This is a genomic window from Anaplasma marginale str. Florida, assembly GCF_000020305.1.
GTDB classification, from domain to species: Bacteria; Pseudomonadota; Alphaproteobacteria; order Rickettsiales; family Anaplasmataceae; genus Anaplasma; species Anaplasma marginale.
In genome coordinates this window covers 925,134-949,531 of the sequence record NC_012026.1, presented here as the reverse complement: position 1 = coordinate 949,531, position 24,398 = coordinate 925,134, and the positions used below count along the sequence as shown (strand labels likewise).

Below are 24,398 nucleotides of genomic sequence, written 5' to 3'. Positions count from 1 at the left end.
GAGTTACCGTGTGGGCACGTGTTCTGGTGGGTTGGTGGATGTCGTTTAGGGATAGGTGGCGCCCGGTTTTCGCTACCGCGGCCGTAGCACTTCTCCTATCTGTTGTGCCTTGTATAGTAAGGGCCAGCGACGGCCTCACTGTAGAGAAAGCAAACCCTGATGATGCGCGCGCGTTTGACAATGTCCCAGTTAATAGCTGTAGACTAGGCATCCAGGGTGTTGCTCTTGCTGCAGAGGTGTCAGGCGTAGGCTCAATGACGCCGCTGTTGACTGCCAGGTTGAAAGTTTGTGCGGCATGGCCGGCCTGCGGCACTTGCGTGCGTATGTATGAGGGCGACTGCAGGTATATATTTCCCACCTACGTAATGGTGTATGGCGTGCAAGACCCAGCCGGACCGGGAAAGATATGTGCGTGCAAAGCGCTCGCGTGCAGCCTCCCCTGGGATCCCGGTGGCTGGAACAAAAGTTGTATGCAACCGTTGGGATGCTTCGATAAGCCGCTCCTGCGCGATGCTGGGCCGTTCTGTAATGTGCTGCCTGGCCGCAAAAGATCTGCCAAGGTCAGGTTTGTCCCGCTGGAATTTTCCAAACAGAGTTTTTGGGTGCCAGGATTTGTGGCAATAGTCGAAAGTTGGGAGCAAGACAGGGCGAGCAGCAAGGTACTTCACCGCAAAGTCAGGAAGCATATAATCAACCCAGGCAAACGCGGAGACTTTGAAGGTATTATCGGCCAGAAAAGGGAGGAGTACATATGGCATACCAAGGGTTGGAAGGATGATAAGGAAAGCCAAGAGTGGGCTATTTCTGAGCAGGAAAAAAGTTACTCCTTCTCCGATAACGAAACCAAACACTATTTGAAGGCAAGAAGAGAGCAGGATACTGTGTGTGCGAGGTACTATGGTACCGACCCGGAGATGAGTACCGAGCTTTTTGAAGAGTGTCTGCCAATCCCACCTATGGAGCCGCCCAGAATCTACCAGATTTATAGTCTCACAAAGTCTGTTGGGCAGTGGTACTACAACAAGTACATAAAAGACTACTGCAAAAACAGCGCTGCCAGCAGAACTGAGTATCTGATTAGTAGCGATGAATCTGATAAGTATCGAGTGCAATTCATCAGAGGCAAAGATACAGTAATGCGCCTTAGTCTGAGCAGTGGTCGCAAAGGCGAATCAGGCAGGGCGTTTGTGCAACACCTCAAAAAAAGCACAAGCGGCGACAAGTGGATAGCAGTTGATGAGACAGGGGGTCCATGGGCAATACATGAAGAGTGGATTGAGGAACAGTCTTCCGAATGGTATAAGAAGCACATAACCAGCAATTTGGACAAAAGGACAAGGTCTTCCGATTCTGACGTGTGTGAGCGTGAGCTCAGAGAATGTGTAAAGTTCGGTGGCAGGGACATGTGCGCGAATGTTGCCGATCCCACCAAGGAGTTCAAGAATGGCAGTGTGCCAAGTGTTTTTCAACTTTCGCGCAGCGGGACTAATGGCCAACAAAAATGGAATACCGAAACTAGCTACTATAAGCACCCTGTAGGGGCGTTTTGGGGGTATTCTTCCTTGGATTTTATGCAGCAAAAGATTACGGAGATAGCCAAAGATTATGGGGGTAACGCGAACAAGGTGGAGTTCGTTGGGGTTGCGGTAGATAAGAATCGTGAACTTGGGGGTGCCTGCGGTAAGGTGGGTGATAGTAGCTATGACCATAAATGCGAGTATTACGTAGTGAAGACTGGCAAACCCAAGGTTATGTGTATTACGGGAATAGGGTCTGGGACTGAGATATCTGATTACGAAGTTACGAGCACCATCGATGGGGGTATATCCCGTACGTGGCTTAAGAAACAGCCCAAAATGTTGAGGCGCTACGTGCTGGCAGGCGAGGATGACGGCGCAAGGAGGGTTTTGTGTGACGACAAGTACTCTATAAATTTGCAGCTCCTGAGCCAGCCCGTTTTGGACAATATTGTGGTAAAAGATGGGCGCTTTGTGGTTCCGCAAAAGTTGTCCGGTGGGGCGTCCAGTGGAGGAAAAAACAACGGCGACCCTTGCGCGCGCGCTGACTCCAACACAGTATACTATTACGAATCAGGCAGGTTCAGCACCGAGCCAGGCAGTCTTGCTGGGTGTGTTGACCCCAGTACGCAGTACTACGCCCCAGGGCGCAAGGTTGAAGGTTGTACGTACGAGTATGTAAGCATGGACGACTACCGCCCAGTGTCGCTCGGTGGGCGTGTTGGCGGGAGCGCGGGTTATCACTTCCCGGCTGGGGTTTCTACCGGTGATAACATTGAAAAAGAGGGGGCGACTGTAAAGCTGCGGCCTCTGAGTGTTTATGACCGCGGGTTGTGTATAGATAATTTCGCCAGGTCCTGGTACGAGCCTGAGTATAAAATTACAAACGGGCACACGCAAACGGTTAATAAAGAATACGTGGTGCTGAAGTTTGAGGCTTCCAACGGAGACCGGGCAGCTGGCACTGCACCGACTCAGAACGGTAAATGGTGCCAATTCTACAAAATTGAGGCGTGGGGAGGAGGCGAAGCCGCCGCAATTACCGAGATGGGCATGCATAGATCTGGAAGGCCGGGACAGTACGTTGTGGGAATACTGCGTAATCCCGATCAGAAAAACAACTATGACTGCGACGTGTTTGCTCATTACAACAAGCAAAAAGGGTCCACCAGGATCAGCGACCTGGAGTTTTCGATTAAGGTTGACATCGGAGAAGGCGGCGAATCTCAGACGCCTAAAAAGGCGGAAAGCGACAAGCAACCCCCGGTTGGATATGTTAGAACTGAAGTCCAAGGGAGCTACGGTGGCGGTACAGGCGCCGGTGGTGATACGGTGGTGAAATTCTGCACTAAGAAGAAAAATTCCACTGGCAACCAAAACGGCGCTCAAACTCAAAGTAATACGCAAAACACGGAACAGTGCCATGAAATCATGCGGGCCGTGGGTGGAGGTAGCACACATCCCGGAGTGCTCAATGTAAAAGCGATTAAAGATTTAATGGTCAGCTATCGCACCATCATTGGAGACGTGCTAGCAGGGGATGATAGGGCCGCCAGATTGCTGCTGGAAGGACGTGCAATGTTCACGAAATTTCCACTAGAAATGAATTTCCCACTCACGCGGGAGAAAGAACGTATACTGAAGGTGAAAGAGTATTTTGAAGGACGCAGCTTACCTAGAAGCCTGTGCAAGAGAAGGCTCAGGTACTCCAAGTGGCGCGAGAATGACGTCTTTGTTCCAGGCATGGGGGGATGTTGGGGCGATAATGCGCCCGGCTTGGGGGAAAGTGGTGCCGTTATGATTACCTGTGAGCAGTGGGATACCGTAGGGCCACAAGAGCTCGGGTTTGCGGATAAAATGAGGCCTGAGAGGGCGTTAGCACCGGGTGGAACAACAGGGGAAGCACGACCTGGTGAGTCCGGTTCCGCTGTTGAGACAGACAAGACTTCTGGCGGGGGGGCTGGATCTAGGGCGACAGCACGGCGGCCTACTACGACGCCCAAGAGTAAAGCGGCTGAGTCTACGGTGAGGGAGCTGAAGGTTGAGCAACCTAAGCCTGCTGCGCCTAAACCCGAACCTGCGCCTGAGCCCGAGCCGCAATGGCCGGCGAAGAAGAAATACCTGTACTGTCCATGGTATGCTTGGTGGACCATAGGTGGCGGTCACTATAGTTGTATGGGAGGCCTGCGTGAGTACGAGGAAGTGTTTAATAGCGAGGCAGACTACGAATACTTCCTCGCTAGGCAGTACAAGGTGCGGGAAATGTACGGCTGTGACGATAAGCGGTGCGCACACTTCGAGCAGGGCTACACAAATAATCGCCACGCTTCAGGGGGACATTTTTGGGATAGAATAGACAAGCTGGATAGGAAGTATAAACGGGGTGTGCATAGCCAGCCAAAGAAGTAGAGGCGGGGCAGCGATACTAGCCTGCTGCCTCTATAGTTGCCTAGAACCCAACTCAAAACTTTCCAACTTAACCAACTTGTCATTGTGATCAAACGTAAAGACTTCCACAAGGCGAGAGCCAGGCCCCCCAGTTGGTTGGGGGGGGGGGAGAAGAGTGGATGACGTGTGTGAAGTAGGCTGTGTGTATAAAGTAGACTGTGCAGTGGATTGCGTGCGTGAAGTAGACTGTGTGTATAAAGTGGGACTGGTGCGTGGAGCAGACTGTGCGTGTGAGGTGGTGCGTGAAGTAGACTGTGCAGTGGATTGCGGGTGTGGGGTGGGTTGGAGTGGACTATACAGCCCACTGTCCCGCGGTTGCAACCCTGCTGCTGGTCGTTTCCAGTAGCCGAGACGCAGTGCCGTTTGTAGTGGAACGTCTCCCAATTTGGTCCGGCACCCGTCAAAGTTAAGTTTTTCTCCCTTGGCTCCACACTTCTGTACGGATTCAGATGCTACTGCCACCCTTCCGTCATCTGTGACGTCTATCCCAACCCGCTGTTGTAACCGCTGACTAGTACTCCAAGATACTACCATGTTTAGTGCACCAACCACGACAAGGTAGCTGCGATCATTACCTGTTGGACCAGATACACTTACGGTCCTGCCACCGGAGGGATTAGAAAACTGTATATCATCTCCATCTGTTGTGATGACACACGATGTTTTCTGTTTACCACTACCAGGGTCCCAAGTAATGGTATATCCCTTATGCACAGTTACGGAACTGCCAGGTACATGTTCCGTGGAGGGTATGGACTGGGACTTCCCCCGTTGCTCCGGCAGTTTCCAATAGCCTGAACGCAGAGCTTGTTCTAGGGGAGTGTTTCCCAGTTTGATCCCGCATCCGTCAAAGTTAAGTTTTTCTCCCTTAGCTCCACACTTCTGTACCGATCCAGATGCCACATTTACCTTTCCGTCTGTAGAGATGTCTATCCCAACCTGCTGTTGTAACTGCTGACTAGTGTTCCAAGATGCTTCCAGATTCAGTGTGCCCTCTATAACTAAGTAGCTGTGCTGATTATGCCTGGTGGGGCCCTTAATAGTTACGGTACTATCGTCAAGGCCCTTAACCCCTATTATCTCATTGCCATCCATTGTTATGACGCACACTGCCTGCTGCCCACCATGATCAGGCATCCAAATGTCAGGTGACAGCTCTACTCTACGCTCTTGATGTACTTCCTCGACACCAAAGCAGCAACCATAACTGGCAATGGGAATTGTGAATACGGTAGCGCAGAACCAGAGTGGAACACTTACAACGGGAATAGGAAGCCACCGAGCAAACTTATCAAACTTGCTTCTAGGACGCTTTGGTGATTTGCTACGCCAACGAGTATATTCCTGTGCACAGCCATACGGAAGAATAGCTAAGGTTGAGAGCACAAGTGTGAGCTCTACGGGAATAGCAACCCAAGGGACAGGGCTATACCGAAACATTGTGCAAATATCTTCCCACACTGTTGCTACCCCTTATAATGTTTAGCTAAATTCACTGACGTAAGCGCAACACGCTGCCGAAGCAACAGCCTGCATTACATAAATGAGGATTGCACTTTCAGCGAGAGCACTGGGCCGCAGCGTACCACGCTATGGTTAATATTGCAACAGTTTTACACCGCCCTACACCACAGAATTCACCTTTTGCTGCTCTGCACACAATGCTGCAATGCTATGCGTGTATGACTGCATCGCAACTGCAGGGCCGCAAATGCTGGTTGGAACTTCTTGTGCTTTGCTGCAAGTTGCTTTGCGTACCGCACCAACAGAATTCACCTTTTGCCAGTCTGCAACGCAACATCATACACGTGTGGCAGCATAGCAGCTGTGGGACTGTCAATCTTGCTACTTAAAACTTCTTCCTGTACCTCATGACAACTCATCTTACGCACCCAGGCTATCACACCATAAAGTAGTAGTGCTGCAGGTGGAGCAACGGCACCCAGCATTGCATAATTCCGCATGAGAAAGGCTGCACTGCAAATCATCACAGCACTGATGGCTGCTACGAGTGTTGTGTGTTTTGGATCTGCAGCTGTAGGTGGAGTGCATGGCCTGCTGGTCATGTTTCTATCAGCAGGGTTGTTATGCTTAAAATCGCTGTGACCGCGGGTAGGGTCATCATGCGGACTAGCGGGTGCGCTCTTGGGCTGTAGGGAGTTGCCCTTTGAAAAAGTGCTGCGTGCTCGGTCTGCCACCTGGTGGGAAATACGTTGCTTGCCACGAGGCTGGGAGGAGGGTATCCGCGCCAAATAGATATCCACCGCAATATGTATCAGCAGGCATAACGAGCATGCAACAGATAGTGCTATGAGCGCATGTGGTAGGTACGCAGCGGTACTGACGGTGCCTATGATGCCAGTGGTGTGTGTTGTAGCTGCTGCGGTTCTGGCAGCTGTGGTCATGCCCCAAGAAATGGCAAATGCTTCGCTGGCCTTAGCAGCAAAGGGCACTATTAGTGCAGCCACTGCCGCGGTTGAAGTTGCTGCTATTGCGGTTATGCCGGAAATTTTGATAGCGAGGTTTGCGTGTTTTACCTGTGTGACTGCTTTATCGGTTGCCGTCTTATCTTCCGGTGGTATTGCCGGCATTGTACTGCGGTTTGCGGCTCTAGCGGCTATTGCTGCAAATAAAGCTGTGACTACCGCAGAAATTACAGCGGCTGCTGCGGCAACTATGGCGACTTTTGCTGTACCAAAAGCGTCAGTGCTATAAACGTAGGCCCCAATAAAGGCAACTGAGGAATTGAAGATTCTGGCAATGGCGACCACAACAACAGTGGCAAGAGCGGTGAAAGTGGCGATCATGGCGAGAGATGCGACGCTATTGGCAATTTCTGCTATGACATCCCCGTGCTTACTCCCACGTATACGTTGCTGTCTACGTGTGTTGGCTGCCGCTTCAGAGTGGGGAGTCACAGAAGTGAGAATAGGCTGTAATGGCTGGACTGCTGGTGATTCTTCCTTCCCCGCTTGTTTAACTTGCTTGCAAGATTTGACTAAATCTCTTACCGAGCAAAATACGATGCACGCTGATAACAACGCTACTGCGGCGCAAACAGTGGCGGCATTGGTGGCAGAAAGCGAAAATATCCTTGCAGCTGCACTGAAATACATGAGCACCGCAAGAAAAACCGCAAGAATGCTGAGGGATGCTAGCAATATACCCATACTTATGAGCACTCCAGACACAGCATGGGCAGTGTTTGCCACTGCAATATGATGTGCATGCTTTGTACTGAGACTCGTCATTCTTCCTAACTAGAATCGCGCAAGCGTGATAGACTCCAACTTAACCAACTCGTCATTGTAATCAAACGTAAAGACTTCCACAAGGCGAGAGCCAGGCCTCCCAGTTGGTTGGGGGGGGGGAGTGGATTGCGTGTGGGGTGGGTTGGACTGCGCGCGTAAGTGGGACTTTCCCCGTTTCTCCGGTAGTTTCCAGTGGCCGAGAGCAGTGCCGTTTGTAGTGGGTTGGAGTGGAGTGAATGACGTGTGGAGCAGGACTGGTGTGTGAGGTGGATGGCGTGTGTGGAGTAGGGCTGGTGCGTGGAGTAGACTGTGCGTGTGAGGTGGTGCGTGCAGTAGGCTGTGCATGTGCAGTGGATCGCGTGTGTGGAGCAGGGCTGTGTGCATAAAACTGGCACGTGGAGTAAGACTATACAACTCACTGCTCAACTTTTTGTGGGGTTGTTCCGGAGCATATATAAATGAGGCCTTTGCGCGGTGCATGCCGGAATTTCCTTTAGCGCTTGTATGATTAGCGCTCGGAAATGATAGCGCGGCTCCGTAACATCATTGTCTGTAGTATGGATTTCTTAACCCTTCCGCATTAAGACATGCGGCTTTTGGTAACGCGCCGTCTATGTACCATCGTGCAGCAAAAGCCGTATGCGTGTCTATTCTGGGTTTTGTACTATCCTGTGTGGTAAGCCCGTGTGTGTATGCAGCGGGACCCAGGCTCATAAACTTTACCAATCCCCATATTGCCAAGAGCAAGGCTGGGGCGGATAATTCAAGGGAGCAGTTTTTTAACCCAAGCGTGCACTTTTGCCATATGCGCCAGTGCGTTTCTGCCGGTCCGGGAGCGAGCGTCAGAATACCTGGGTACCGTAGCCGCGACATACAGACAATGAGGGACTATTACACAGCGATTACTACGAGGGCTATGCCTCCCGTCCTGCCGAACGCTATTGAGTACTGTGGGTCAGTATATTTTGATGAAGAAAGCGGAGACCTATGTGCCTGTGTCTCGGAATATTGTCACAATAGCATGTACGCCATGCATGGCAACATTAAGTGTAAGCATTCCGCCTGTAGGCCCTTGATACCTGCAGATGCTCCAGGCTTTTGTGACTTTTTGCCTGGGAGGAAAAGTGTGAAGTTTGTTCCGGTATCGTTCGCCAACCAGAACTATTTTCGTCCAGGTATTCGGGTTGTAAGCTACACCGATGAGAATAAAGGTACGTCCCCTTCTGTTGGGCGTAATTTATACCTGAACCTGGAAGCTGGGGAGACCAAAAAAGAGTTTACAGTGACTCTGCTGGGTAGCACCTACGTCATTGATGTTGAGAAAAAAATGCGCGAAGACGTGATATGCGGTACGTACAAGGAAGGAGGCGCGAATGTATACACAGAGTGCGTGCCCACACCTTTTTTACCCAAGCCCACAGTTTACAGGGTGCGCAACAAACGCAATGCAATCGGGGTGAAGTTTCCCGGGTGTCGCAACGAGAAGAAGTGTGTTTTTGAGTTACGGGTAGGCCAAACAATGACCTTTCCTGCCGCGTTGTCGGCTATAATCCCGGTTGTGTCAGATGATTACATGTTTGAGCAATATGCCAAGTGTCCGAAGAAAGTTGTATCTGACCCCATGAAGGTTAAAGTGGTGCGAGCTGGGCATATGTTGTGCGGGGATGGCTCTAAACCTGAGCTCTTATACCTGTCGGGTGATAAGAGCAACCTCAGGTGCCTGGTGATTAACCAACAGTTTGCTCCCAGCGCGGGGGTTTATAGGGATATTGGGTTTAAATTTGGCACCTATGGTGGTGGAGTATATTCAGTAATTACATACTGCACGGAGTGTGCGCTACACATGGCTCAATATCGTGCCATGATCAGAACCGAACAGGGACGTGTCAGCATTGCGGATTATGCACGGCTGGCTGGCAGGTACGCAGAAGGGCGTGAAGTACTAGACCTGCTTGTGGGAAAAACTACGGTTGACTTGGGGGCTGGTGAAAGAAGTTTGGTCAGCGAAGGGTGCGCTGGGTTTCCTGACATACCACTACAGGAGAGGCAGGAATTGTTGGATGCGCTAATTCCAGGCCCGCAAGGAATTTTATATCTACCGAAAGACGATATAAAAAGGATGGGTATTGTGGGTAACGTAGAGAGATTCTGCCCAGATTTGGACAAAGTGCCTATGCGGTATTCAGCCCCCCTACATAAACACAAAACAGCGTTAGATGCGCAAACCATAGAAGTTGGTGATCCGTACGAACAAGGCCTGTGCATATTGGCATCAAAGAAAGCTAAAATACATGCCGCAAGCGATTCGTACACCGGACCAAGTGGCCAAAGAGAGATACACAACACACCGAAATACCAGTACGCAAAAAGTGGAATTTTCAAGGGCTGTCAGTTTTTGAGAGCCGAGCTGTACGAGATGGGTGTGAGCGAAAAGGCTGTGCACTTGATCAAAAACCTTGCCCCGCAGGACACACTGACTGCAATATTCAATATAAGACATAACTCCAGTTCTATGCGGTTGCAAACCCTACTGAAGCTGTGTGTAGGCCCCGTGGATCTAACTGATCTGACAAGCCATGAGAGCAGTGACTGCATCATATTGCCGGCTGAGAGACGTGGCAGCGCTCATCCTACCCCCTACAGAATGAGTACAGCATATAACTCGGGCAATAGCAGGCTTGAAGTTCTCTACAGTAGCAGCCTGCCGTATGAATTGCCTGCAGATCCGCCAGACTCTGGCATCATAAAACTGCACTGTGTTGATTAAAGCGAACTGCATTGTCACACAGGGCTGAACCATCGCGTAATTTTGCAGCCCCACCGCAAGTGTTGGTGACAACCCGGCCCTTGTGTTGGGTAGCCGTGGGGCCAACCACAATATACGATAGGCACTTGCCTAATAATCGAGAATATTCACATGCCCCATCTTTCTGCGCTGCCTAGGCTCTAACTTGCCATATATGTGTACGCTACTATTCGAATGTGAGTGTGTTTGGTAGACTGTGGCCGTGTCACCAAAAACGTTTTTTGTGACGCAAGGCGCAAGCAACTGCACTTTCCGAAGCGGCAAGCCACACGCCGCGCGCACTAGCTGCTCAAATTGGCTAACATTGCACGCATCCATGCTCCAATGGCCGGAATTATGCGGGCGTGGCGCTATCTCATTTACCAACAATGATCCGTCTGTTGTAATAAAAAACTCAACAGCTAAAATTCCCACAATGCCAAGCGAAGTTGCTATGGTGATGGCCATCTCTGCCGCCTGCTCATGCACGGAACGCTTGACTTGTGCGGGGACGATTGATCTATCCAAAATGCCGTCAACGTGATAGTTTTGGGCAATTGGAAACAGCTCGTGTGATCCGTCCGCTGCCACAGCAATGATCAGGGAGATCTCTTCGTGAATATCGACAAACTTTTCCAAAATATAGCTGCGGCTCCAATCCAGGGATGACGCCCCGGCGATATCGCTGCTGCTTTTTAGCGTGTACTGCCCCCTGCCATCGTATCCTAGCTCTGCGGTCTTGAGTAGGCATGGGTAGCCAATGTCGTCAATGCTACCTAGAAGTTCTGCGTGGCTGTTTACTACCGCAAAATCCGCTACCGGGATGCCAAGATTACATATGTGCTGCTTTTCTCGTATCCTGTTTTGCGCAATATGCAGTGCAGCTCTGCCCGGGTATACGGGGGCTTTTGCTGCAACGGTGTCCACTGCACTGGCAGGTATGTTTTCAAATTCTATTACTGCGAGGTTAATTGTAGATGCAAAATCCGACAGTTTGCTGCCATCACTAAAACTTGCAATGGTAGAGGTGTTGGTAACGAAGACTGCTGGGTCACCATGGTGTTCTGCAAATACGTGGGTTCTGTAACCCATTTGTGATGCGGCTAGGGACGTCATCTTACCGAGTTGTCCTCCGCCCATGATGCCAATGACGGTACCAGTGTGGACATATGATTTTGGCATGTGATAGCGATTGATGTAGAAACAAAAAGCAACTATAATTATACGGCTGGGAGGAGATACTTCAATTAGGGTCTGGTGGACCACGCGTTTGTTTTTCGAAGTTGTGGGGTGGTGCTGCGCTATGACGACGCCTAGATGTGGTGGTGCGACTGGTCTGATAGAAGTTGAGGTAACACCGAGTTATCTCGAAGAGCATTCGATGCCGCACGAGAATTGCTACATATGGCTTTACAGCGTCAAGATCAAAAATGTCAGCAATTCTACGGTACAGCTGCTGAAGCGTAGCTGGAAAATAATAGATTCTAAAGGCATGGTGAACGAGGTAAGCGGATCTGGTGTTGTGGGCCGTCAGCCTGTGCTAAAGCCCGGGGGGTTTTTCGAGTACACTAGTGGCACATGCCTCAGTACGCCGTCCGGGGTTATGAACGGGTGGTATCAATTTGTGGATGAAGACAAGGCGCAGGTGTTCTACGTAGATGTGCCTACCTTTTCGCTCGATAGCCCGTACGATATTGTGAGGCTTAACTAGGCTGCCTTTTCTCGGCCGCCGCGCTTGCTGCCTGCTGGGGCCACCTCGGGGTTCCGTGTGGTGCGCCTTACGGGTTGTCTTGCCTCGCGTCTCGCTGGTGTGGGTTTGCTGAGTCCGCTATGGTGGCGTCATGCGCCTTCTCTTCCGCAAGTGGGGCCATAGAGGCCGTGTTTTTGTTTGATCGTGCTTTCGCTCACTGCATATCCGCGGTTGTCCGGCACGACGTGCTATTGTGACGAACACGTTAACACTAAGCAAGTCAATTGCCATGTTAAATGTGGGAGGGATTTGTGGCTGTGAGCTGCTGTTAATTAGGGGGTGACGGCGCGGCGGACATCTGCTATCCTACAAGAGAGGACTGCGCTAGGTTGCTGTACGGAGGTTGGTGTGACGTGCTTGGATTCTCTACAAACACGCAGGCAGTTACGTGTAGGCGGAAGTTCTCATGACTACTTCGCGTTAGATGCGGCCTACCAGGGGCTGGGTCTGGATGGTGCCAGACTGCCGTTTGTGCTCAAGATTTTGCTAGAGAATCTGTTGCGCAACGAGGATGGCGTCCATGTTACGCTTGGTGACCTAAAAAGGCTAGCTAACCGTATAAACACGGGCGTAGAGTGTGAAGTGAGTTTCATGCCCGCCAGGGTTATCATGCAAGATTTTACGGGAGTGCCCGCGCTTGTGGACCTGGCAGCTATGCGCGATTATGTGCGGGAAAAGGGGCGTGACCCGAGCCTAATAAATCCGAAAATTCCTGTGGATCTGGTAATAGACCATTCCGTGCAGGTTGATTTCTACGGCACGCAAGATGCACTGGCAAAAAATGTCGGGCTGGAGATGTCACGGAATTTGGAGCGCTATAAATTCCTCAAATGGGGGCAGTCCGCATTTAGCAACTTTCGTGTGATACCACCTGGCGTTGGCATATGCCACCAGGTTAATCTCGAACATTTGGCCAAAATTGTGTGGAACCGCGGCGGAGTTTTGTGCCCAGACACTGTTGTTGGGACCGATAGCCATACCACAATGGTAAACGGGATTGCGGTGTTGGGATGGGGCGTTGGAGGAATAGAGGCCGAAGCCGTTATGCTTGGGCAGCCGATAGTCATGGTAGCACCTGAAGTGTTAGGGGTAGAGTTACATGGCAAGTTGCGCGAGGGTGTGACCGCGACAGACACGGTGCTGACAATCACTAACATTCTCAGAAAGAAGTGTGTGGTGGGGAAATTTGTTGAGTTTTACGGAGATGGACTCAAGAATTTATCTGTGTTTGACCGAGCCACTGTTGCAAATATGGCGCCGGAATACGGCGCAACCTGCGGATTTTTCCCATTTGACCAGGGTACGCTAGACTATCTAGACGTCACCGGACGCTCGAAAGAAGAGATAGACGTTGTTGAGGCATATCTGCGTGCGCAGGGTTTGTGGTACAACAATGGCAGCCAGGCAGTTTATTCAGATAAGCTCATCGTGGATTTGGCCGATGTACAACCTGTTGTTGCTGGGCCTAAAATGCCGCAGGAGCGGGTTTTGCTGTCTCAAGTTCCTAACACTCTGGCAGGGTGTGCAACACATAAAAAAACTGAGCACAATTCCGTTGTGAAAAACGGAGATGTAGTTATCGCGGCGATTACCAGCTGCACTAACACCTCTAATCCACATGTGATGGTTGCAGCGGGGCTGGTTGCGCGTAAGGCAAAACAGCTCGGGATCAAGCCCAAGCCCTGGGTTAAAACTTCCCTCACACCCGGTTCTAGGGTTGTTGAGGCATACTTACAATCTTCGGGCCTGCAGGAGTGCTTGGATTTCATTGGATTCAATATCGCCGGGTACGGGTGTGCGACCTGCATAGGAAATTCCGGCCCGCTTGCTAAGGAAATCGAAAGCCTGATCAAAGAGCAGGATTTGCTAGTCGCATCTGTTCTGTCTGGCAACCGGAATTTTGAGGGAAGGATACACCCATGCGTTAAGGCCAATTTCCTCGCTTCGCCGCCTCTTGTGGTCATTTACGCCCTGGCGGGCACAGTTCTCTTAGATCTAACGCGCGATCCTGTGTGCCAGGATTCTCGCGGTAATGACATTTTCTTGCGTGACCTATGGCCTTCAAGCGGTGAAATTGAGGAGGTGATTGCAAAATTTGTATCCAGGGAGGTCTTTGCGGAAAAGTATAAGGATGTCTTCAGTGGGGATGACATTTGGAAAAACGTCGAATATAGGGGTGATGCAACCTACAATTGGGAGCCTGGTAGCACATACGTGCAAAGCCCGCCCTATTTTATGGGTGAGACCAGCGGCAGGGTGGTTGGCAGGAAATTTAACATAAGTGGCGCAAGAATATTGATGTTGCTTGGCAGCGGGATCACTACTGACCATATTTCTCCTGCCGGCAATATTCCTTTGAAAAGCCCCGCAGGCGAGTTTCTTATGCATAATGGCGTCAAAGAACGGGATTTCAATTCGTACGGTGCCAGAAGGGGCAACCATCACGTAATGTTGCGAGGTACCTTTGCCAACATCAGAATAAAAAATGAGATGCTCAATGAAGTGCAGGGTGGGTTCACGAAGCACGTCCCAACGGAGAGAGTTATGACGGTGTTTGAGGCCGCTATGCTCTATAGGGAGGCCAATGTGCCGCTGGTGATTATTGCGAAACAGGGATACGGTGCAGGGTCTAGTAGAGACTGGGCGGCAAAAGGCACGCTGCTGCTTGGGGTCAGGGCGGTAATAGCGGAGGATTTTGAACGCATACACAGGTCCAACCTAGTGAGCATGGGAGTGCTGCCGCTCACTTTTAAACGGGCCAGCGACAACGTGTTTTCCGGCAATGAAGTGATAACATTAAGCGGTAATGTTGGTGTCGGCGAGGAGATTGTGTGCAAAATTCGCGAAGCGGATGGCTCTGAGAGGGAAATTCTCCTATTGTGTGCGATCAACACCGAAGTCGAGGAGGAGTATCTTGCCTCTGGAGGTGTGCTACACTACGTTTTGAAGAAGGTGGTAGGAGAGAGCGTTGCAGGCAATGCGTGACGTAGGCTGTAGTGCGTGGCTTTCCGCCGCACTGCTTATTCTATAATCTTTTGCACGAAAAAACATCCGGCTTCTGTGCCCACTTCAGAGTGGGAAAGTACCTGATCTCTGATGCCTCCATCATCCACAACGTCATCACGTACCTGCGATGGACCAGGTGCTCCCCCGTACAGCACAGGGTCTACACCCGATGTGTCAACCTCAGACAACATATTAAACCACGCGACCACATTGCCGAGCTCTTCGCAGCACCGGTCAACCTCATGTTCCGGTACCCTGAGCCTCACCAACCTAGCCGCCCTAGCGAGCTCTTCGTGCCCCACACTGTAGGCTGCTCCATCTGAGAGTTTACTCATAACTTGTGCCTCATAAAGTGCGATAGTACGCAGTCTCCCAAAAGCTTGCCTACTGATTGTACTTTTATCTTACCCTCCGGGAAGGATACCCCAGTTATTGTATCTGTCACCACCAGAGAGTCCAGCTCTGACGCCTCTATGGCGTCAACCGCGCTGCCAGAGAACACACCATGGGTTATGCGCGCGTGTACACTCATGGCCCCCCTCGTTTTCAGGGCCGCAGCTGCGTTGCACAGCGTACCCCCCGAGTCTACTATATCATCCAAAATGACGCAATGCCTATCCTTTACGCTGCCGATGACGTGCACAACCTCAGATACTCCGGGGCTTTCACGATATTTGTCAATTACCGCCACCTGCACGGAGTTGACCTTGCGCCCTTCTGACAGCGCCCGAACGAACCCCCTAACCCTGGGCAGGGACCCACAGTCAGGCGCCACAACCGCCAGCTTGTCCAGTATGTGGCTGTCACCAATCTCCTCGATAAATAACCCCGCTACGGGCAGATTGGTAAGCGGCATTTCGAAAAACCCGGCTGCCTGGCTGGAATGCAGGTCTACGGTAATCAAGTGATCTATTCCAGACGCTCCAAGCAACTTTGCGACGACCTTAGAGCTAAGTGCGGACGTTACCGCACCATACTCACCCGCTACCCGGGACGTTACCCTATCCTGCCGAGAGTAGCACATGTAAGGCACCACAGCGGTTACCCTGTCTGGCGCGCAAGTCCGCCGCACAACATCTGCCAGCAGCAGAAGCTCCATTAAACTGTCATTCGCTGGTTTGCACAAGGACTGCAGCAAAACCACGTTCTTATACGGCGCCTCCGCAGCGCCACTTGGAAACTCAACGTTGATTTCTCCGTCCGCGAACCTAGAAATGCAGGGTGTGACTACTGGGAACCCTGTAACACTTGACAAACTTGCAGCAAGAGCTGTGGCAGTGCTGCCAGGTACTATTACCATACTGACCAAACGTTGCCATTAACGAGCGCATGATAATTAGGTGCGTCACAAAAGTAAACATGTTTTACCATACGTGGTACCATAATTTTTCACTCTGCTATGCGAAGTTGCCATGTTCACCGAACAGGATGTTAGGGAAATTCTGGAAAAGATTGCAGATCCGGAAACAGGCAGCAACGTGGCCAGCATCGGTAAATTCTCTATCACCCTGAATGGGGGCAATGTGGGCGTGATACTAGACATGCCCGGACAGGTTACTAAATCGTGGGAACAGAGCTTCAAAGCGAAGTGTATAAACGAAATCCAGAAGGGCATATCTGGCATATCAAGTGTAACGGTTGCTCTGGTGCAAAGGCGCACACAACGCACACCCAAGGTTACAATTGAGGGGGTGCGCAATATGGTGCTGGTTGTTTCCGGTAAGGGAGGTGTGGGAAAATCCACCGTGGCGACTCAAATTGCCCTTTCTCTGGTGAGGCGTGGGTACAAAGTTGCGCTGGTGGATGTGGATATTTATGGCTCTTCAATTCCACACCTACTTGGGGCCGACGCTTTGGCGGGAATCGACCGTAATGGCATGATAGTACCCCTGGAAAGTTTTGGGTTGAAAAGCATTTCGATTGGGAACCTTGTGGAGGACAAAAACAAGGCGATAGTATGGCGTGGCCCCATGCTTACTAAGGCAATCGATAAACTTATGTTAGGCACGAGCTGGGGGGAGATAGACTACATGATAGTTGATACGCCTCCAGGTACCGGTGACGTGCATATTAGCCTTGCAAAATTTGCCGTAACTGGGGCAGTAGCAGTCTCCACTCCGCAGAAGCTGTCAGTGCTGCAGGTTGTAAAGACCTGCGATATGCTCGCAAATTTGAATGTAAAGCTATCGGGAGTTATAGAGAATATGAGCTATTTTTTCGACAGCGCGTCTGGCCGCAAGACCTACGTGTTTGGTACGGGAGGAGCACAGGATATTTCCAGGCTGACTGGTGCACCATTCCTAGGTGACATCAGAATTGACCCCGAAATTTGTCAAACCTCGGAGTGCAGAGACCCAACTGTAGGAAACAAAGAGCTACTAGAAGCGTATGATCGAATCACAGAGAACATGCTAACAAGCATCACCGAAGGCGGTGTAATATAATCGTGCAGGATGGACTCACCCAAAGGAGCAACACCCGCCACCAATGGCAACTCCACACTCCCACGATTTCCAGCAAGAAGCCCACGTCTTGGAAAGACGACAAGCCCGGCCACGCACTCCGCTGCGACTACTGCTGTTTAATCAGCTTACCGATTTCTCTTTCCACAATTTCCCTAACCAGCCCCGGCAGGTTCTCGTTCAGCCACTCAGAAAGCTGAGGGCGCAGCACACTGAGCGTCAATTCCTCAACAGTGAGGCCTTTGCTGCTATCTCCCGCTGAGGGGGCAGGCGCCGCCGGGCTTTCCGTAGCCATGGCTGCGTCAACCAACTTTTTTATTTCTTTAGTTGCTGCTTCTATGTTCTCTCGAGAGAGCAAAGCACTTTCGTCCTCGTCTGACGATGCTGTACTACCTTCTGCAAAGGAAGCCAAGGACGAACTCTCAGTGAGCTCCATCGAGCAGCTTATCTGTCGTTGCTGCACTTCCCTTTCTACCGAGCAAAAATTCTTGGAGTGGCGCACCCTGCCAACACTCTGCGTAGCGCAAATGCTGCTGGACACGCCCGGGCCCTCTCTCTTATAGCTTATCACATCCAAATTCTCAGGATTTTCCAGGTACATTACGTCATCATGAGACTGGGAGTCGCTGAGTATGACTTTCCTTATACTTGCAACGACATCCCTTATAGACTGAAGGCTGCTGGAACCACTCATAACAAGCACATCCCCAAGGCACGTAACCTAATTAATATTAAATTGCCCAATTAAGGCAAGCAAATTGTACTGACTCACGATCAACTCGCTGTGTGCGTTTATCGTGTTCACCCTTGCCTTGAGCAATTCCTGTTCAACATCAAGCACATCCAGAGTCGTTTTCAAATTCAGCTTTGCCTCCTGCTTTATCGCTTCTAGCGCTGTTTCGGTGAACCTGGCTGAGTCGCGTGCGGACTTCAATACGGATCTAGACGTCGCCAAATTTTCCCAGGCCAGTATTATAGACTCCTCAATTTCCCGCATTTCTTCGCGCAAAGAGTATAGCTTGTGCTGCCGAATTTTATGTGCTCGGTCTATATCCATGAATCCTGTTCCTTGCTCAAAGACCGGGAATCGCAAACGCACTTCCAGCCGCTGTGACGCCTTGTCCACGTTTATGCCCGGGAACAGCTCAGATGCGGATATGCTCAACGACGGAAGCACTTTCTTGGCCGTTGCTATGGCCACATCGCGTTTTGATGCTTGGTACAAATACCTCGACAGTATTAGAGCCAGATTGCCCGCTTTCGAGGCCTCTATGGCTTCCTGCAGCGACTCGGGAATGTGTAGCCTATGCCTAGGGTATTTTAAATCAACTGGTTTTTCTCCTACTATACGGGTATAACTCGCCTCCATAGCTTTTAACTTGCCTGCTGCGCTCATGGCATCAGACTTCGCAGCGGAAAATCTTGCCCTCGCCTGGGCAAGCTCAGTTTTCGTGATTTCCCCTACCGAAAATCGTTTTTCTGCTGCGAGCATGTGTTGCTCGAAAACCTTTACGTTATTCTCGTTCAACTTATGCACTTCATATGCAGTCAGCACCCCCATGTACGTCTTTATCGCACCCAGTAGGGTTTTTTGTTTTTCCAAAGCGAGCCCTACGTCTTGTGCATTGTGCAAGTGTTTGGCTTTGTCAAGGGCGAGTGTTGCCGCGCCATCGAACATGGGCTGTGTTAAGGTCAAAGTGGACATACTATGCGACGCATGCCTACCATCTTTCTGCACGACGAAGTCGTAGGTGACTCTGGGTAGAAACCCCCTGATGACAGCGCTGGCTATTTCTCTTTTGGTGGCCAAGCTCCTATACACGCCTGCCTTGATGGCGTAATTATTCTCCAGCGTTTTTTTCAACGCCTCGTCCAGCGAAGTTCCATAGGCCCCAGAAGAAAGGGCAACTAAAAAGGCAGACGAAAGTAATAGAAATCCTATGCGCATAAGCAACCACCAGCTACTGTTTGTCTCACGTGCTATAGTTATGTAAAATCGCCGTCGGCGCAACATCTTAATCACGCCACGTACGGAGTTTAGAGTATACTGCATGGCCGCACAACTTGTGCTATCCGCGCGCTTATTTCTCGGTTGTGGGCCCAGTTTTGAAATTGACAAGTGTGGGATATGGCGCTAGAGTGACGTGATGCGTTTTGGTTTTTTGTGATTTTGTTATGGGTGTATTAGGCGCGAGGACTTTTTCTCTGAAGGCTAGTCAGGTGGACAAGCGCTGGGTGCTTATAGACGCTGACGGGGCCGTGGTCGGCAGGCTTGCGGCATTTGTTGCAAGTGTGTTGCGTGGCAAGAACAAGCCCGAGTACACACCCCACATGGACTGCGGAGATAATGTAATTATCATCAACGCCGGTCGCGCCAGGTTTACTGGCAACAAGCGCAAGGATAAAATCTATTACAGGCACACCGGGTACCCTGGTGGGCTGAAGAGCTGCACTCCCATGGATATTGAGCGTGCCGGCCGTCCTGAGAGGATAGTTAAGATGGCTGTGTGGAGGATGTTGGGTGATGGCCCGTTGGCTAGGCGGCGCTTCAAGAATCTCAGAGTGTACGCTGGTCCGGTCCATGGTCATGATGCTCAGAAGCCCGTGCCGTTGGACTTTGGTGCGGTGAACGTTAAGAATGCAAGGGGAAGGAATGACGGAAGGTGAGAGAGCTACCGATCTCGGTGGTGGGGCTGCTGCCAAAATAGACGAGTTTGGTCGCTCTTACGGTACCGGCAGCAGGAAGACCGCTGTGGCCAAGGTATGGTTGAAGGTGGGCAGTGGCGTGATCACGGTCAACGGGGTTGGATGCGCGCAGTACTTCAAGAGAGAATCTCTATGTCGCAGGGTTAATGCCCCGTTCGGGGTTGCGTCGTCCGTTGGCTGTTACGACGTGAAGGCTGTGGTTTTTGGTGGTGGCATTTCTGGTCAAGCTGGGGCTTTGGCTCACGGTATAAGCAAGGCACTAAAGTGCATGAATCCCGCGCTGCATCCCGTTTTAAGGCAATCTGGTTTCCTCACCAGAGATTCGAGGGTTGTGGAACGTAAGAAATACGGTCAGCACAAGGCCAGGAAGAAGTGCCAGTTTTCTAAGAGATAATATAGCTGGTCCGGTGCCTGCGTGTTCCGGCTTCGGTGGCGATAGCATTCCCGTCCTTGGTGGTACGCGGTCACCGTGGGTGGTGTGCTCTATGCCTGTGGTAGCTGGTTGCTCTGGTAGCGAGTGGCCTATCGGTGTTCTCTGGTGTGAAATTTCCTGATGAAGGTGTCTGCAGGCGAGCCTTTCAGCTCTGATAGCGTCACTTCTGGCTGTGTCGCAGGCCGACCTCAGCTATCCTATGCCGCTGTAGCTAAATGCCTGCGTGTTTCGGCTTCGATGGTGATGGCATGTCTACTCTTGACAGCCGCGGTCACCGCGGGTGTGTGCTTTGTGCCTATGGTAGGCTATTTAAGCTCTGATAGCGTCACTTCTGGCTGTGTTGCAGGCCGACCTCGGTTTCCTATGCCGCTGTAGCCGGGTGCAGGCGTGTTTCGGCTTCGGTGGTGATTACCCTGCAGCATCTTTTGCGCATGCGACGACTATTTCGCCCTTTGTGCTGCAGAGTCGCTCCCGTTGTGTCGCAGGCCGACTTGTGGCCTCGTGCTGTTGTAGCCGGGCCCAGAGTTATAGAGATTTAGTAGGGTAACCTGCAGTACGTATTGCCGGGGAGATTGCTTTTCCTCTTTATTTCTCTTGCGGGGGTGGCGATAGCATTCCCGTCCTTGGTGGTACGCGGTCACCGCGGGTGGTGTGCTCTATGCCTGTGGTAGCTGGTTGCTCTGGTAGCGAGTGGCCTATCGGTGTTCTCTGGTGTGAAATTTCCTGATGAAGGTGTCTGCAGGCGAGCCTTTCAGCTCTGATAGCGTCACTTCTGGCTGTGTCGCAGGCCGACCTCCTCCGGTTATCCTATGCTGTAGCTAAATGCCGGCGTGTTCCGGCTTCAGTGGTGATGTGTCTCGCGGTATCTTTTGCGCATTCGGCGGCTATTTCGGCCTTGATGCTGCTGCAGTCGCTCCCGTTTTGTATGCATGCAGACCTTCGGTTATCCATGCCACTGTAGCCGGGTGCAGGCGTGTTTCGGCTTCGGTGGTGATTACCCTGCAGCATCTTTTGCGCATGCGACGACTATTTCGCCCTTTGTGCTGCAGAGTCGCTCCCGTTGTGTCGCAGGCCGACTTGTGGCCTCGTGCTGTTGTAGCCGGGCCCAGAGTTATAGAGATTTAGTAGGGTAACCTGCAGTACGTATTGCCGGGGAGATTGCTTTTCCTCTTTATTTCTCTTGCGGGGGTGGCGATAGCATTCCCGTCCTTGGTGGTACGCGGTCACCGCGGGTGGTGTGCTCTATGCCTGTGGTAGCTGGTTGCTCTGGTAGCGAGTGGCCTATCGGTGTTCTCTGGTGTGAAATTTCCTGATGAAGGTGTCTGCAGGCGAGCCTTTCAGCTCTGATAGCGTCACTTCTGGCTGTGTCGCAGGCCGACCTCCTCCGGTTATCCTATGCTGTAGCTAAATGCCGGCGTGTTCCGGCTTCAGTGGTGATGTGTCTCGCGGTATCTTTTGCGCATTCGGCGGCTATTTCGGCCTTGATGCTGCTGCAGTCGCTCCCGTTTTGTATGCATGCAGACCTTCGGTTATCCATGCCACTGTAGCTGAATGCCGGTGTTGCTCGGGCTTTGATGGGGTAACCTGCAGTACGTATTGCCGGGGAGATTGCTTTTCCTCTTTATTTCTCTTGCGGGTGTGGTAACATTCCTGCCGTATGCGTCGTTAGCGGCACGTGGCCCGTAGTTTCGGTTTCTGATTGGGAGTCTTGCAAAGCCACTCTGGGTTTGTTGTTGCTGCCTGTCCGCGCGCGGTTATGTGAGGTAGGTTGTGAACTTGAGTGCGATTGGTAGCGGGAAGAATGCCCCAGAGGAGGTTAATGTTGTTATTGAGATCAGCAAGGATTCGCATCCTGTCAAGTACGAGCTTGATAAGGGCTGTGGGGCGTTTTGCGTCGATAGGTTCTTGCCCACAGCCATGTACTACCCCTGCAATTACGGGTTTGTCCCAGAAACCATCGCCGGAGATGGTGACCCAGTTGACGTTTTGGTGCTCACCAGGTTTCCGGTCATAACAGGTGCCGTAATTGTTTCCAGGCCCGTGGGTGCCCTTATGATGAGTGACGAGTCAGGTGAGGATGTTAAAGTCGTGGCGGTGCCAGCGCGCAAGGTTGACCCTTACTATGATGGAGTTAATGACTATTCCGATCTGCCGCAGTCATTCTTGGATTCCGTGTCGCACTTTTTCTCCTTCTACAAAAAACTTGAGAAGGACAAATTCGTTTCTGTGGGTGCGTGGCGGGATGCCGAGTTTGCCAAGAGCCTAATACGTGAATCAATGTCTTCTGTTGCTCGCTAGCCGCGGTGACTGCGCATCACCAAGAGTAGACATGCCACCACACCCGCAAGAGAAATAAAGAGGAAAAGCAATCTCCCTGGCAACACGCACTGCAGACCACTCCATCAAAGCCAGAACACGCAGGCATTTAGCTACGCGGCATAGGATAACCGAAAGTCGGCCTGCTACACAGCCAGAAGTGACGCTATAGAACTTAAAGGCTCGCCTGCAGACACCTTCATCAGGAAATTTCACACCGAAAACTAACAGGCCACGCGCCACCAAGAGCAACCATCCTACCACAGGCTAAAGCACACCCCCGCGTGACCGCGTTACACTGGTATGCGATGAACATGCCTGCGCTTCGCGCCGAGTCTCTGTGTGTACTCTATCAATTTGTAATGTCGAAAATTGCAATGCACTAACTGTGGTAAACTTGCCGCACTTTTGTACTATGTGTGACCTAAAAACTCTGGATAGGAACACACGGGGTTTCTGGTGATGTTAGCTTTGGCAAAGTTTTCCCGCAACGGGCAGCGTAACAAGGATATGTGCTGCTGGTTGTGCGGTACGTTGATGATGGAAGAGCAACCTTGCATGCGACACCGAGTTTATGAGGCAGTGCAGCGCGATAGTGCGGCAAATTGGGCCCGTTCGGACTGCCAAGTTCTATACATCCGAAATCAGTCCCGTTTGCATTCCTGCACATTGCTAGTTTTGAGTGTGATTTTATGCTATACCAGTAAATTTATTAACTTATTATTGTGAAGTCATAAATTTTGTGTCGTGATTGGTGACTTAATGCTTGAGTTTATGTATCGAAAATTGTACAAGCTGTATTTATGTTAACCATAAGGCGAGTTTATGGAGAGGCAGGGTAGTTGTAGCACGATAGTAGCTAGGATAAGATCCCAGATGGATAGGATCGGGATAAACGCCCGTGAGCTGGCCGATAGGGCGTCAGTAGGGAAGTCTTTTGTGTATGATATACTTAGTGGGAAGTCTAGCAACCCTACCTCGAAAAAGCTTATGGCGATCGCTGAGGTGCTTCAGGTTCCGCTGGCCTACCTAGTCGGCAGTGATGACGGTTTGTATGATGTGACTTCCGGTGGGGTGTTGCCGGTCTACTATCTTGCGGAATCCGAGGATGAAGAAGACAAAAATAACCATACGCGGTGCTCTAGGTTTTACATGCCTGCGCACACCAAGCTTCCGTTTAGTGTGGAGAGTTTGCGCTTCTATGATGTGAAGGGAGATAGTATGTCTCCGACACTTGTGGGGCAGGACGTAGTGTTGGTGGATGTGTCTGATAAAATCGCTCATCCTGCGGGGGTGTTTGCTATACGGGACTCTATGGGGATTCTGATACGCAGGCTAGAATATGTACGGGACAGCCAGAACATCATGCTACATGTGGTATGTGACAACAAAAAATATTCATCCTACGAATGCCCGGTTGAAGATATCAAAGTCCTTGGGCGCGTAGTATGGTACGCTAGGGCTTTGTGGTAACAGTAAGCAGAGCTTTGTGTTCTGTATTAATAATGTGTTAACGCGCGTACTGGACGCTCGGCATTCTTTGTGCTGTAAGTTGGAAAGGCCGGTTGCGTGGCTTATAACGGGAGCGCCCTGGTCAGTGTGCTGTGGAGACTGCCGTGTTGTATATGCAACACATCAGAAATATGTTATACATTTTTTGCAGTTATGCTTGATTAGCATAATGGTATATGTGTTAATCTTTGAGAAGTTAGGGCACCGTGCAG

At 51.1% G+C, this 24,398-nt stretch carries 16 protein-coding genes; 9 read left to right on the top strand and 7 right to left on the bottom strand.

Annotated features, from left to right (window positions below; all coding sequences use genetic code 11):
- Positions 1–38 precede the first annotated feature (38 nt).
- Positions 39–3,926, top strand: a complete 3,888-nt coding sequence (locus AMF_RS10590) for a hypothetical protein (RefSeq protein WP_241759955.1) — start codon at positions 39–41, stop codon at positions 3,924–3,926.
- Positions 3,927–3,956: 30 nt separating this feature from the next.
- On the opposite strand, the gene AMF_RS10535 is transcribed toward AMF_RS10590, so the two are convergent.
- Together AMF_RS10535 and AMF_RS08960 are read right to left on the bottom strand one after the other, a co-directional pair.
- A complete protein-coding gene (locus AMF_RS10535) occupies positions 3,957–5,102 on the bottom strand; it encodes a hypothetical protein (RefSeq protein WP_244825218.1) in 1,146 nt (381 codons plus the stop codon).
- A gap of 635 nt (positions 5,103–5,737) precedes the next feature.
- Positions 5,738–7,135 (bottom strand): hypothetical protein, encoded by a 1,398-nt coding sequence (locus AMF_RS08960; protein ID WP_241759994.1) that lies wholly within the window; start codon positions 7,133–7,135, stop codon positions 5,738–5,740.
- Positions 7,136–7,904: 769 nt separating this feature from the next.
- Here AMF_RS08960 and AMF_RS08955 point away from each other — a divergent pair.
- Positions 7,905–9,983: a hypothetical protein gene (locus AMF_RS08955; protein WP_241759995.1), complete on the top strand. Its 2,079-nt coding sequence runs from the start codon at positions 7,905–7,907 to the stop codon at positions 9,981–9,983.
- 129 nt (positions 9,984–10,112) lie between these two features.
- Here AMF_RS08955 and AMF_RS08950 read toward each other — a convergent pair whose 3' ends face one another.
- Complete coding sequence (locus AMF_RS08950; RefSeq protein WP_029209833.1) at positions 10,113–11,183, bottom strand: 5-(carboxyamino)imidazole ribonucleotide synthase; 1,071 nt, start codon at positions 11,181–11,183, stop codon at positions 10,113–10,115.
- Positions 11,184–11,304: 121 nt separating this feature from the next.
- Here AMF_RS08950 and apaG point away from each other — a divergent pair, with 121 nt between their 5' ends.
- Together apaG and acnA are read left to right on the top strand one after the other, a co-directional pair.
- Positions 11,305–11,712 (top strand): Co2+/Mg2+ efflux protein ApaG, encoded by a 408-nt coding sequence (gene apaG / locus AMF_RS08945; protein WP_010265852.1) that lies wholly within the window; start codon positions 11,305–11,307, stop codon positions 11,710–11,712.
- Between the two features lie 387 nt (positions 11,713–12,099).
- A complete protein-coding gene (gene acnA / locus AMF_RS08940; protein WP_010268390.1) occupies positions 12,100–14,736 on the top strand; it encodes an aconitate hydratase AcnA in 2,637 nt (878 codons plus the stop codon).
- A 35-nt stretch (positions 14,737–14,771) separates the two neighbouring features.
- Here acnA and AMF_RS08935 read toward each other — a convergent pair whose 3' ends face one another.
- On the bottom strand, positions 14,772–15,092 hold the full coding sequence (locus AMF_RS08935) for an Asp-tRNA(Asn)/Glu-tRNA(Gln) amidotransferase subunit GatC (protein ID WP_010268386.1): 321 nt from the start codon (positions 15,090–15,092) through the stop codon (positions 14,772–14,774).
- Positions 15,089–16,057 (bottom strand): ribose-phosphate diphosphokinase, encoded by a 969-nt coding sequence (locus tag AMF_RS08930; RefSeq protein ID WP_010268380.1) that lies wholly within the window; start codon positions 16,055–16,057, stop codon positions 15,089–15,091. The genes AMF_RS08935 and AMF_RS08930 overlap by 4 nt, the downstream gene beginning before the upstream one ends.
- Before the next feature lie 112 nt (positions 16,058–16,169).
- Here AMF_RS08930 and AMF_RS08925 point away from each other — a divergent pair, with 112 nt between their 5' ends.
- The gene (locus AMF_RS08925; RefSeq protein ID WP_010268378.1) at positions 16,170–17,201 is read left to right on the top strand and encodes an Mrp/NBP35 family ATP-binding protein; all 1,032 of its coding nucleotides are present in this window, start codon (positions 16,170–16,172) and stop codon (positions 17,199–17,201) included.
- Positions 17,202–17,328: 127 nt separating this feature from the next.
- On the opposite strand, the gene AMF_RS08920 is transcribed toward AMF_RS08925, so the two are convergent.
- Both AMF_RS08920 and AMF_RS08915 read right to left on the bottom strand, forming a co-directional pair.
- Positions 17,329–17,913, bottom strand: coding sequence for a DUF2497 domain-containing protein (locus AMF_RS08920; protein ID WP_010268375.1), 585 nt, complete (start codon positions 17,911–17,913; stop codon positions 17,329–17,331).
- A gap of 27 nt (positions 17,914–17,940) precedes the next feature.
- Positions 17,941–19,167, bottom strand: coding sequence for a TolC family protein (locus AMF_RS08915; protein ID WP_010265842.1), 1,227 nt, complete (start codon positions 19,165–19,167; stop codon positions 17,941–17,943).
- 227 nt (positions 19,168–19,394) lie between these two features.
- Between AMF_RS08915 and rplM the strand changes: the two genes are divergently transcribed.
- The 4 genes from rplM (at position 19,395) to AMF_RS08890 (ending at position 24,147) form a co-directional block, all read left to right on the top strand.
- Positions 19,395–19,886 carry a 50S ribosomal protein L13 gene (rplM, locus tag AMF_RS08910; protein ID WP_010270531.1) on the top strand — a complete coding sequence of 164 codons (492 nt, stop codon included), beginning with the start codon at positions 19,395–19,397 and terminating at the stop codon, positions 19,884–19,886.
- Positions 19,873–20,319, top strand: coding sequence for a 30S ribosomal protein S9 (gene rpsI / locus AMF_RS08905; protein WP_010265839.1), 447 nt, complete (start codon positions 19,873–19,875; stop codon positions 20,317–20,319). Before rplM ends, rpsI begins: the two co-directional genes overlap by 14 nt.
- 1,809 nt (positions 20,320–22,128) lie before the next feature.
- Entirely contained in the window at positions 22,129–22,656 is a 528-nt protein-coding gene (ppa, locus tag AMF_RS08900; protein ID WP_010268361.1) for an inorganic diphosphatase, read from the top strand.
- A gap of 843 nt (positions 22,657–23,499) precedes the next feature.
- Positions 23,500–24,147: an ECH_1013 family putative transcriptional regulator gene (locus tag AMF_RS08890; protein WP_010265817.1), complete on the top strand. Its 648-nt coding sequence runs from the start codon at positions 23,500–23,502 to the stop codon at positions 24,145–24,147.
- Positions 24,148–24,398: the final 251 nt, after the last annotated feature.

Bases quoted from the DNA above. Each gene is read 5' to 3' on its own strand.
- AMF_RS10590 (WP_241759955.1), top strand. From the start codon at position 39: ATGTCGTTTAGGGATAGGTGGCGCCCGGTTTTCGCTACCGCGGCCGTA.
- AMF_RS10535 (WP_244825218.1), bottom strand. From the start codon at position 5,102: ATGCCTGATCATGGTGGGCAGCAGGCAGTGTGCGTCATAACAATGGAT.
- AMF_RS08960 (WP_241759994.1), bottom strand. From the start codon at position 7,135: ATGGGTATATTGCTAGCATCCCTCAGCATTCTTGCGGTTTTTCTTGCG.
- AMF_RS08950 (WP_029209833.1), bottom strand. From the start codon at position 11,183: ATGCCAAAATCATATGTCCACACTGGTACCGTCATTGGCATCATGGGC.
- apaG (WP_010265852.1), top strand. From the start codon at position 11,305: ATGACGACGCCTAGATGTGGTGGTGCGACTGGTCTGATAGAAGTTGAG.
- AMF_RS08935 (WP_010268386.1), bottom strand. From the start codon at position 15,092: ATGAGTAAACTCTCAGATGGAGCAGCCTACAGTGTGGGGCACGAAGAG.
- AMF_RS08930 (WP_010268380.1), bottom strand. From the start codon at position 16,057: ATGGTAATAGTACCTGGCAGCACTGCCACAGCTCTTGCTGCAAGTTTG.
- AMF_RS08925 (WP_010268378.1), top strand. From the start codon at position 16,170: ATGTTCACCGAACAGGATGTTAGGGAAATTCTGGAAAAGATTGCAGAT.
- AMF_RS08920 (WP_010268375.1), bottom strand. From the start codon at position 17,913: ATGAGTGGTTCCAGCAGCCTTCAGTCTATAAGGGATGTCGTTGCAAGT.
- AMF_RS08915 (WP_010265842.1), bottom strand. From the start codon at position 19,167: ATGCGCATAGGATTTCTATTACTTTCGTCTGCCTTTTTAGTTGCCCTT.
- rplM (WP_010270531.1), top strand. From the start codon at position 19,395: ATGGGTGTATTAGGCGCGAGGACTTTTTCTCTGAAGGCTAGTCAGGTG.
- rpsI (WP_010265839.1), top strand. From the start codon at position 19,873: ATGACGGAAGGTGAGAGAGCTACCGATCTCGGTGGTGGGGCTGCTGCC.
- AMF_RS08890 (WP_010265817.1), top strand. From the start codon at position 23,500: ATGGAGAGGCAGGGTAGTTGTAGCACGATAGTAGCTAGGATAAGATCC.